4 protein-coding genes are annotated in these 11,084 nt (G+C 49.1%); 1 reads left to right on the top strand and 3 read right to left on the bottom strand.

Features of this window, described 5'->3' with window-relative positions; genetic code table 11:
- Window positions 1–4,918, bottom strand: a 4,918-nt coding sequence (locus Q0294_RS03055) for a right-handed parallel beta-helix repeat-containing protein (protein ID WP_299460794.1), incomplete at its 3' end; no start/stop codon positions are given.
- Between the two features lie 840 nt (window positions 4,919–5,758).
- Between Q0294_RS03055 and Q0294_RS03050 the strand changes: the two genes are divergently transcribed.
- On the top strand, window positions 5,759–6,958 hold the full coding sequence (locus Q0294_RS03050; protein WP_299460792.1) for an Lpg1974 family pore-forming outer membrane protein: 1,200 nt from the start codon (window positions 5,759–5,761) through the stop codon (window positions 6,956–6,958).
- 85 nt (window positions 6,959–7,043) lie between these two features.
- On the opposite strand, the gene Q0294_RS03045 is transcribed toward Q0294_RS03050, so the two are convergent.
- Entirely contained in the window at window positions 7,044–10,085 is a 3,042-nt protein-coding gene (locus Q0294_RS03045) for a PVC-type heme-binding CxxCH protein (protein WP_299460790.1), read from the bottom strand.
- 327 nt (window positions 10,086–10,412) lie between these two features.
- The coding region (gene guaA, locus Q0294_RS03040) for a glutamine-hydrolyzing GMP synthase (RefSeq protein ID WP_299460788.1) at window positions 10,413–11,084 on the bottom strand (672 nt) is incomplete at its 5' end.

Below are 11,084 nucleotides of genomic sequence, written 5' to 3'. Positions count from 1 at the left end.
GACCGCCGTTATTATCAATAAAGTTGCCGATTGCGGTCAAACTTGTGGTGGGACCACCGATAGTAACAGTCAGAGTAAAATTATTTTCATTAAGAGATATTTGATCCGCACTGAGAACTTCCAGTCCATCAGACGTATTTTCCGTAATAATATTGTTACGCAAGAAGATCGTCTGACCGTTCGAATTGATGTCAACACCTTTGCCGGTATTAAAGGCGATCAAGTTGTTGTCAATCGAAGAAGTCAGCCCTTCCCCTAAGAGCTCTATTCCGCCGGTTGCGTTGGACAGGATCGCGTTATTGGCAATTTTCACATTACCGACAATCCGATCCTGGTGAGCGGCGATCTGGATCCCGTCGCGACCATTGCTTTCAATCACATTGCCACGATCCAGGCCGGTTACAGGATCAACTCCATCCAGACCGATAAACAATAAGTGGGGTGCCAGATCAACGCGGTTACCAATACGTCCGGAAATTCTGATTCCGTGCCACACGTTATTACTGATGTCGTTCTGAATCCAGGTTCCCGCCACATCGCGTCGGTCTGTTCCGAAGGAGCTTGTGGTGCGAGTCGTCGATTCAATACCATTCTGTGAGTTCGAAGTGATCTGATTATGGATGATATCAGCAAAAATCGTCGCATCGGCTTCTGCATGCAGGCTGACACCGTCAAGTCGGTTCGATGTGATCAGATTGTCTTTAATCTCGAAATCAGTCGTCGTCAAATTACCATTCTGTGCCAGAATACCGATACCATTGTTGTTACCGGTAATACTGTTGCTGTAAATCATCACAGCACGTTCTTCACCCACGATCGGATCGACGATGGCCTGACCAACGCGAGCGTCATCTTCACGATGGAAGTTCACACCATCAACGCTATTGTTGGCAATGACGTTATTCGAAATCTGGGTCCGATCGATAATCGTAGATTCTTCAATATGAATTCCGATACCATTTCCCGCATTCCCCCGCCCGGCTGTGTTGGCGGCATCAGTCCCGATTAAGTTGCCGTCAATCGTCAGATCCCGTAACTGATTGTAGGCTTCGAAACTGACATCGGTTCCAATCAAATCAATATAGATCGCATCTCCACCATAGGGGGTGGAAGAAATATTATCATTGCGGGTCCCGGTAATGATATTATTGGTGATGCTGATATCGCCCGCCGCCGTATCCTGCATACTGACTGCGATACCGGCGCCGCGATTGTCATCCATCGTATTTCCATCGACGGCAATACTGAAATCCACACTCTTGAGTATCGTCGGATCGGCGGCAATCAGGTTGATACCTATGGTATCATTGGAACTGATCGTATTTCCGGCGATATCCCCATAGAAAGAGGTATACATCTTCAGATCAATTTCGACACCGGCACCCGAGTTACCGGTAATCGTATTGCCGCGAATCCCTCTGAGATAGCCCCCCACAGTCGTCGTTTTGACGAGCATCGTGGCTCCGGTCAGATTGGTATCATCAACAATGATCTGCGGAGTATTGATCGTTGCCAAAATTCCGACATACTCAATTTCAAAACCGCTGACAGCATCGCCACGTACAAGCACATCACCGACATTGAGGGTCGACAAAGCTTCTAAAGCAGCAATGATCGCTACCGCATCTGCGTTGTAGGCAATCGCCGCCGTCGTCGCACCATCAAACGATAAAGTGAAATCCCCGCCGGTGGGCGTTCCACTGACGATGACTTCCTGGACTTCATTGATACTCGTCCCTTCGGTAACCGTGGTCACCGTGGGAACCACAATCAGAATTCCCGTAGCATCAATTAAAATTGTGTCCATTGGAGATCTTGCCCGGAAGGCACCGATAAATTCAACAGTGAAACCGCCTGTTAACGCAGAACCGGTCACCAGCACATTGCCTGCGCCAATGGCATCCAGACTTTCCAATGCAGCCTGAATCTGAGCAGCTGTCGCGTTGTAAGCGAGTGTCACCGGACCATTCGTGCTGTTGACAGAATCGAGGGTATAAGTTCCGCCCCCCGGAAGATTGGGGATGAATACCGTTTGAATTTCATTGGCTCCAACTCCTTGAGTTGTTGTACTCGCAGTGATATCAACAAACGGCTCAAGCGGTCCCGTGAGCACATTCCCCGTCATGGCGGTGACTGTCGAGATATTAAAGTTTCCAAGCTGCGTAACGGGCGTCACATCCAGCGGATATACGTTGGCTACCATTAAGGGCACGTTTGCTTTGGCAAAATCCCCCTGAAATGTAATCGTAAAACCAGTTGAATAATTGTCCGTGACTGTAAAGTCATTTCCGCTGGTAGCGATAGTCAATGCTTCTAAAGCAGCATCAATATTCGCGGCTGTCACGGTGGGATTCACATTAATGTCAATCCCCTGAGTGGTTTCCCCCTGGAAGGTAATGGTGAATGCGGCAGCAGCGGGTGGATTGGTAATATTGACGCCATTTCCCGCGAATGTAAACGGGAAGCCCCCTTGTGAATTGATGAAATTCAACGTCTGTTGCTCATCTACCGCAGCACTTCCTTGAACAAGATTCGCGATCACAACATCAAATCTCATCAGCGAGGCATCAGAGACGATTTGCGGAATATCAACATTCGCCAAAGTCCCGGAATCCAGAAAGATAATATCGTACCCATTGCTACTCACAGTCACATTAACGGGATTACCAGTAAAACCTAACCCGTTGGCAATGCCATTCAGAGCGTTTTCAATTGTTTGTGCGCCGGCAGCAGAAGGAATGGCGACAGTAAAGGGAAACATCGTGGTCTGGCCGAGGAAGGTCAGTGAAAAAGTACCAAAGGTCGGATCATTGGCACCAATCATTGACAGGTGCTGAATCTCATTGAATTCGACAACAAATCCATTCAGATAATCGCCAGTAACAATGAAATCGCCTTCGATTCCCGTCTTGGTTGTCGCCGAGAAAAGCGCCTGTAAGGCAGCATCGATGTTCGCAGCGGTTACATTCGGATCGGCATCAATGGCGATATCACCTGTGGTCTCACCCTGAAATGTAAGCCGGAAGGACCCACCGGTCGGGGTCAAGATATTGCCAAAAATGTCTCTGAAAGTAATCGTCTGTGTGGCTGGTTTGTTGGGATTCAACTCTGCCGGACCAATCGCTACGTTTACGATCAATCGCAGCCCTGTGGCATCGACAGTGACCTGAGGCACATCGAGATCATGCATCGAACCGCTGTCTAAAAACAGAATGTCGAATCCGTTGCCGTTGACCACAACATCGATCGGTGTGCCGCTAAAACCGCTAATATTGGCCAGGCCATTCAATGCAGCAGCAATATTACCAGCGGCGGCGCCATTGGCTGGATCAGCGTCACTGAACGGCAAAATAGTAGACAGACCTAAAAAGCTGAGCTGAAATGTACCGAAGGTGGGAGTATTCGTGACTTCCAGATGTTGAATTTCATCCACATTTCCTGCCGTCGTCTGAGTGATGACAACGCTGGGTGGAGTGCTGTTAAAGCCACTCACATCAACAGTCAATGGATTCACATTCACGCCGCCGGCGGCATTGACGAATTCGACTTCATATCCATCCTGGAAATTTCCGTTCACAAGGATATCGCCGACGCCGATTTCGCCGAAGTTCGCCACCATGGCCGCTTTGACCTGAGCCGCTGTCGCTGTCGACAGAATTCCTGTAGTCGTTTGGACAACGCCATTTTGGCCGGTATAAGAAATGGTAAATGTTCCACCCGTAGGAACACCTTCAAACGTAATGAGTTGAACCTCATTCCGGGATGCCGCAAAGTCAATTTTGTCTGTAGGACCAGGGATGCCCGCATAAGGAGGCACACCAGGGGCTCCCGCACCGGTGGGAACAGGATTCGTAGTAGAGGGTGTGAAGAAAATACCATGTCCGGTATTATTCGAGATAATGTTATCAGAGATATCGCCGCTCAAATCGCCGTCGGTCTGATCGAACACAATCCCATGTCCGTTATTCGAGGTAATTGAGTTACCGGTAATAGAGACAAACTGATCAACATTGTTCAGATCAATGCGAACACCATCGCCAGCCGTATTGCCGGTAATGATATTCGTGTGAATGAACAACTCCGTCAATAAGGCATCGCCACCGGCAGCCGTGTCATCCACATTGATCGCGACCCCTTGAATTCTGTTGTTGTTGGTCAACCGCAATTCTTCCGCAATCGAGTCAACAATGTTGACACTCACACCATCGCTTCCAGATGTACCGGAGATGCTGTTGTCAGCCATCGTGGTGTGACGCAGCACCGAACCATTGGTCACATCAATCGCAACGCCATCAATGCTGGAACGGCGGAGAGAAGTCTCTTCGACTGTAGACGCATTCAACGCCACAGTCACGCCTGCCCCCGCCTGTCCCGACAGGGTGGAATCGATAATGTTGAATTCATCGAGGATCACATTGGTCAAATCCACGTTAAAGGCATTGCCCACGCCGCCGGTAATCGTCGAATTATCGATGGCAATGGTGTCTACTAATAAATTCGAAAGCTCGATATCAATGCCCATGCCGGTCGTGGAAGAAATGGAGACATTATCGAACAGAATCTTGAAAGGATCAGTGAATGTTAAATTATCAAGATCAATGGTCACCCCGGCTCCGGAAGTGGCACTAATCGTCAGATCTTCGAAGATGATCGAGTCATAGTTGGAGACACCATCCGCATCCGGGTCCAGCACAGAGTTATTGAGTGTGATTCCGAGACCTGCGGTCAGCTGATTGATAATCAGTGATGTCAGAAGTGTTCGATCTTCCAATTGCTCAATCGCGATTCTGCGTTGAACTTTCTGGCGTGCTGAAGAAGGAACGCTTCTAAGCTGAAGTCGACGACGAGGATTTAAAGTGGCCTTGCGGCTTTTTTCGAAAGCAACCCGCATCGACTCAACCCAAGATGTCAGTAACATCTGCTGTCTCCCATGAACTCTAAATTGCTATGACATTCTACTGCAAACCAAGTGAGATTTCACCTCTCACTTCCTCTGCTACCGTAAACCTGAACGCCAATATGTTTTATTGTTAGTTGTCAATTTCTGATTCAATCCAATGAACTCTAAAACAAAACAGTCTCTGAAGTAGAACGTTCGACCACTGCCTTGTTTTTGGTACTTCTGCGCAATGACAGAAATCCAGTCCTTGATGCTAAAAACTAGTCTGAACCGATGTCAAAGAAATTTGCGTAAAATAGGTAAAATATAACTACTGAATTCCACTTATAACAGTCATGCAAGCAACACAAAACTTCCGGAGCAGAGAAACAACTCGCAGGAATCAGGAGCGTTTTACCCCCACTTCTGCCTGTGCACCACGTGAAAATCTCACAGTACAGACGAACGACCACAACAAAGCTAACGAGGATTCATTTCCTGGCATCAGCATTTCAAAAAATTTTCTAAATCCACAACTCTTTTAATAGAAGTGTCTTACAAAATTATGTTTGAGAAACAATGGGCAATTTACAACGAGATTGACGGCAACACTATCTATACATTCGAATCAATTCAAATGAAATATCGTACTGTTTTTGCAAGATGTAACGTTTTTAATGGTCTTCTTGGCAATAACGAGCCGATCAATTATGACAGCGGGTTATCTACACAGCCCCACTTTACTGCTGTACTTACGAACAAGATTAAACTCTGAACTCACAAAGTGTGTTTTGTCGGAGAGGTTAGTTTTTAACTGGCATCTTTCAGTCATCAGAATCCCGGACGATTCTGCTTGAACTGAAATGGAGAGATTAAGCTATGAGAACGAACGGATTCGTTGGCTTGATAATTGCGGGAATCTGCTGTCTTACAATACAGCCACTCTATTCGCAGTCAGACTTCGCTGTCGAGCCATCTAATGAATCTGAAGGGGTCTTCAGAATTTCAAATGCCACCAATGACTATGAACCAGCAATTGATGCTGTCTCATTTGCACCGTCCTCTCCGCGGACTTCCGATTTATCTCCCGTTGCCATGCCCGAAAATTACAATCATGGAGAGTATTACGGACCGGTTGAAGAATACACCCAGGGAGACTGGATCGAAGATCCATATCTCGAAGATTCGACTTACGAACGCCTGGGAATCGTCGCCGGGGCAGCTGCCGTTTTCGTGAAACCCGGTTTCGATACGGATACCGCGTTTTTTACGGAAGACCAGACTGGAATGACAACAATTACGACCTCAAATGACTTCCCCTACAATTATCAGTCTGCCCCTCGGATCAACCTGGGATTGATTGATAATGAAGGTCTCAGTGCACAGGTCCGCTGGTTCCAGTTTGAGGACAATTCCAATAATGGTGCGACATCCCCGAGTAATTTTATCTTCTATAACGCTCTACCCACAAAAACTTCGATCGGTGGTATCTCCGCCGGTGGTATGGCAGGCGATACGATCGCTACAGCGAGCAACATGAAGCTCTATACCATTGACCTGGATTTGAGCCAGGAACTGAACTTTGAACGCTGGCAGACGACCTTCGGTGGTGGTTATCGCCATGCTTCGGTAAGTCAGTCATATCATGCTGAAGGAACCGCCAGTGGTGCTGCCGTCTCATCAGACGTTGGACATCGCTTCGATGGAAACGGTCTGGTCATCTTTGGTGAAGCACGACGTCCGCTGAGTCTGTTTGACAGACGAACCAAAGGCAGCTCCAGCCTCTCCTTGATTTCCAGTCTGAAATATTCTGCTTTATGGGGCAAATCGAAATACTCGGCAGAAGACCAAACCACTGGTCCTCTCGTTGCTGTCGCACAGACAGACTCCAAAAAATCATTAAGTATCGCTGAAGTTCAAGTCGGTATGCAAGCAGATTTTGTGCTGCAAACCGGTGCTCTGGTCTGGGTCCGTGCGGCCTGGGACGGAATGTGGTGGAATGGTGCCGGCTCGGCTGCGAGTGAATCGGGAGACCTCAGTCTACTCGGTGGATCCATCAGCCTGGGGATGGATTGGTAAACTTCTCCTGTCACGCTGTAGAAAATTAAACAGCCCTGTCAGAACGATCTGACAGGGCTGTTTTTATTGATTCAAAGCGTCCCCTTTATTTTTTTTCAGGAGGCGCTTCCAGTGTTTTGATAAACTCCAGTAAGTCCGCCATCTGTTGATGGTTGACCTCTTTTTCCAAGCCGTTCGGCATTAAAGAGATACCGTTTGAAAGCAGCGTATCAATATTATTTCGCAAGATGACATCTTCTTTTCCTTCTGCGCGGCGAATGGTGTAACTCGTCGCAGTTTCGGCGGCAATAATGCCTGTATACAGCTTACCCTGCTCTGTTACAATCGTATAAGCATTGTAGTTAGATTGTGCTTCCCGGCTGGGATCCAGAATGGCAATCAGCAAGTCATTGTTTGATTTATTCTTGGTTGTCGCCAGATCAGGGCCGACGTTATGTCCCTGATCCCCCACTTTATGACAGCCGGCACAGTTCTTCAGATAGATCTGTTTCCCGCGTGTGACATCCCCTTTCAACTCCAGCGCCGCCTCATAAGCAACCACGATTTTCGCACGGTCGCTGTTCACTTCACCCCCCAGCACTTTTCGGGCGCGGCTGCGGATTTCCTTGTTCGGATGATTCGTCAGCAGATCCTTTTTGTCGCGGGAGATTTCATTGAGTTTGACCTGCTTGTCCTTGATGGCATTCAACAGACTGTCAATCCGTCCTGATGATCCCAGCAGGGCGTCAATCACTTCTGTCCGGACAGCCGGGCTGAATCCCGACCAGTTTGCCAAGAGCGCTGAACTTACATCCTTGTGCCCCATACGTGATAACGCCTCGACGGCGGCCAGTTGAATTTTAGGTGAAGAACGCGGGTTCAGGACCTCTGCCAGAACGTCTCCTGCCACGCTGTAATCGAGAAATCCGAGTAAACGAATGGCGGCGACGCGCTCAGCTACGGGCTTGTCTTCATCTTTGACTGTTTGAACGGCATCAGCGATGGTTTTGTCAAACCGTTGTTTGTTGGCAGGATCAAGCTTGCTGTCATTCAGCAAAGTCGCCAGAGATGCCCCGCGACGCCCCAGACCTTCTCCCAGAGCACCGAGTACCAGTTGTTTCTGCAGCAGAGAGATCGAATCATTCGAGAGATATCCCAGCACAGCCAGCGCGTCATCCGTTTCCTGTTTGGCACCGGCAATGCGTAATAACTCAATCACCAGAGAGCGCTTACTGCCGGAAAGTGTTTCGGGAGATTCACGCAGAAAATTGACTGCGAGAGGCCCGGCAATATTCGCGGAAGAAGTCAGAACTGCCACCTGCATATCACCATCATAATTCGGGGAATCTACCAGTTTCGTCAAACCGGTTATCGCTGCCTGCCCGTCAAATTCACCTAAGGAAAAGGCCAATTGCAGTTGTACTCGATATTCCGGGTCTGCCGTCAGCTTGAGCACAGCCTGAGCGAGTTCCGGGTTCTCCTTGGAATACTTCTCAGAGAGACGGACCGCATGCTCCCGGATGCCCGGCTCCTGATCTTTCAAAGCCGCCAGCAACAGTTCCGCGTTCAACGCGTTCAAACCGTCCAATGTCCATAAGGCATGCAGGCGTCCCAGCGGCTGCTTCGAAGTTTGAAACAGTTTTACCAGAGAGGGAATCGCGGCCTTGTCCTGGCGTTCCCAGATCAGTCGCTGTGCCGTTTCCCGGTTCCAGCTGTTCGGTGATTCCAATTGTAAAACCAGTTGATCAACGGGCATGTCTCCTAATTTTGTAACCTTGAACTTTTTCCCTTCCGGGTGAACCAGGCGATAAATGCGCCCCCGGTCATGACCACTTTCCAGATCGAGATGACGTTTGATATCTTCCGGAATGGAAAACGGATGTTCGATCGTTTCGCGGTACATATCCAGTACCCAGAGCGTGCCGTCAGGGGCATTCACAAAGTTCACGGGGCGAAACCAGTTATCCTTCGAAGTGATGAATTCCGTGTTCTCATCGGCGCGTGTGGCCACATAAGTGGCCCCTTTCGCCCCCATGGTTTTACGATGAATCAGGTTTCCGCCGACATCGCCGATAAAGGCATTCCCTTGAAATTCGGCAGGATAAGCAGCCCCGCGATAAATGGTGACTCCCGTCGCGGAAGTAAAGAAACCGGTCGCCACGAGTTCCGTAGGCGAAAGACGCTTCCGCATCTCAGGGTCTGCGGCGCGGCGTGCGGTGCGAACTTCCCGGTAGGGCTCTGGGGGACTGCGACGAAACACGGGAGCAGCGGCCCCTCTGAGTGCGGCTGTCCGCAAAACGCTGGGTACTGCCAGATAGGCATTTCGCTTTAAATAGTGACTGGGATATACCACATGCTGAATATGGTTACTGTTATTGCAGACAAAACGATTTCCCCAGTCATCCATGGAATGACCGAACTGAGAGCCACCGGAAACTGCTTCTAACTCTCGGGTCCGGGGGTTGAACTTCAGATCACGACGCCCCGCGGGAATGACTTCTTTGCCGTCCTTTATAATGGAACCCCCATTGGTCCCCCCGGCGAAATAGATATGGTTATCCAAACCCCATTTCAAGTTGTTCGCCAGGCCCTGCACGTTATTGGTCGGCAGTCCTGTAAATACGGTCTCGCGAATATCAGCCTTGTGATCGCCGTTTGTATCTTTGAAGTAATAAATCTGTGGAGGGGCAATCACATATACGCCGCCATCATAACAGCAAACCGAGGTCGGCCAGGTAATCGTATCCGCAAAAACAAAGCTTTGGTCCATCTTCCCGTCACCGTTCGTATCTTTCAACAAACGAATCACACCCGCGTTTTTTCTGACAGGGCCGGGAATATAATCGGGACGCTGTTCGGGCAAATAAGGATAACCCCGCATTTCGGCCACATACATCTGCCCGTTTTCATCGAAACAGGCATCGACAGGGTCCATCACATCAGGCTCGGCTGCCACTAATTCCAGTTCAAAGCCGCGTTCCAGTTGAAAACCCTTGAGTGATTCCTGGGGAGACGTCGCTGGAATTCGCTTCAGGCGTTTTGCCAGATCGCCTTCGTTGTCGAGGGGTTTCTGGGCTGTCGCTAACGAAAAATAGCTGCTTCCCAGTAATATCAGGCCTGATAAACAACCAACGGCCAGGTATATCAATCTTCTCTTCGACACTGAAACCATGATTTCCGACTTTCTCTGTCAAGAAGTGCAATAAGTACGCATGAGGAATCCAAAGGCGGGGAGAAGCACGTGAACGCTGCGAAATCGAATCGACTTGAATTAGACGATTGCGAACTACATCATTCAGGCTTCTGGGGGCACATTAAATTATAAAGAACATTAACGAATGTGTTCTAACATACCCGGATCGCATCGAAAATCAAGCCCATTTCAACCCAAAAAAAGAACCTCATCACCAGTGACAAAGAGGACTACGATTTTCGGCGCGCCATCAACAGCACAAAAACGGCTCGGCAGAGAAAATTATTCCCATTCAATCGTACTGGGGGGTTTCGAGCTGATATCGTAGACCACACGATTGATTCCCCGTACGTTGTTCGTAATACGGGTCGACATTCTTTCCAGAACCTCGTGAGGCAGCGGAGACCAGTTGGCCGTCATAAAGTCGTCTGTTTCGACGGCACGAATGGCGGCGACATCCTCGTAAGTGCGGCCATCCCCCATCACACCGACAGAGCGAATCGGCAGCAGAACGGCAAAAGCCTGTTTGGTTTTTCGGTACAGCTTTGCCTTGTGTAATTCGTCAATCACAATCAGATCCGCCTCCCGGAGCACGTTCAAACGTTCTTCAGTGACTTCTCCCAGACAACGAACCGCCAGACCGGGACCGGGGAAGGGATGCCGGTAAATCAGCTCGTCCGGCAAACCAAGCTCGTGACCCATCTGGCGAACTTCATCTTTAAACAGCTCGCGCAGAGGTTCGATCAGTTCAAACCCGAGCTTTTCCGGCAATCCTCCCACGTTATGATGCGATTTAATCGTCGCCGCCGGACCGTCGGGATTGGCACCGGATTCGATCACATCGGGATAGAGAGTTCCCTGTGCGAGAAAGTGCGCATTCTCAATGGATTCCGCTTCTTTCTGAAAGACTTCAATGAACAGCCTGCCGATGATTTTCCGCTTTTCCTGCGGATC

It is taken from the genome of uncultured Gimesia sp., from assembly GCF_937919775.1.
GTDB lineage: Bacteria > Planctomycetota > Planctomycetia > Planctomycetales > Planctomycetaceae > Gimesia.
Note: the sequence above shows the minus strand (reverse complement) of the source record. Positions and strands in the feature narration are given on the sequence as shown.

Excerpts from the sequence above, each read along its gene's own strand:
- Q0294_RS03050 (WP_299460792.1), top strand. The coding sequence starts at position 5,759 with ATGAGAACGAACGGATTCGTTGGCTTGATAATTGCGGGAATCTGCTGT.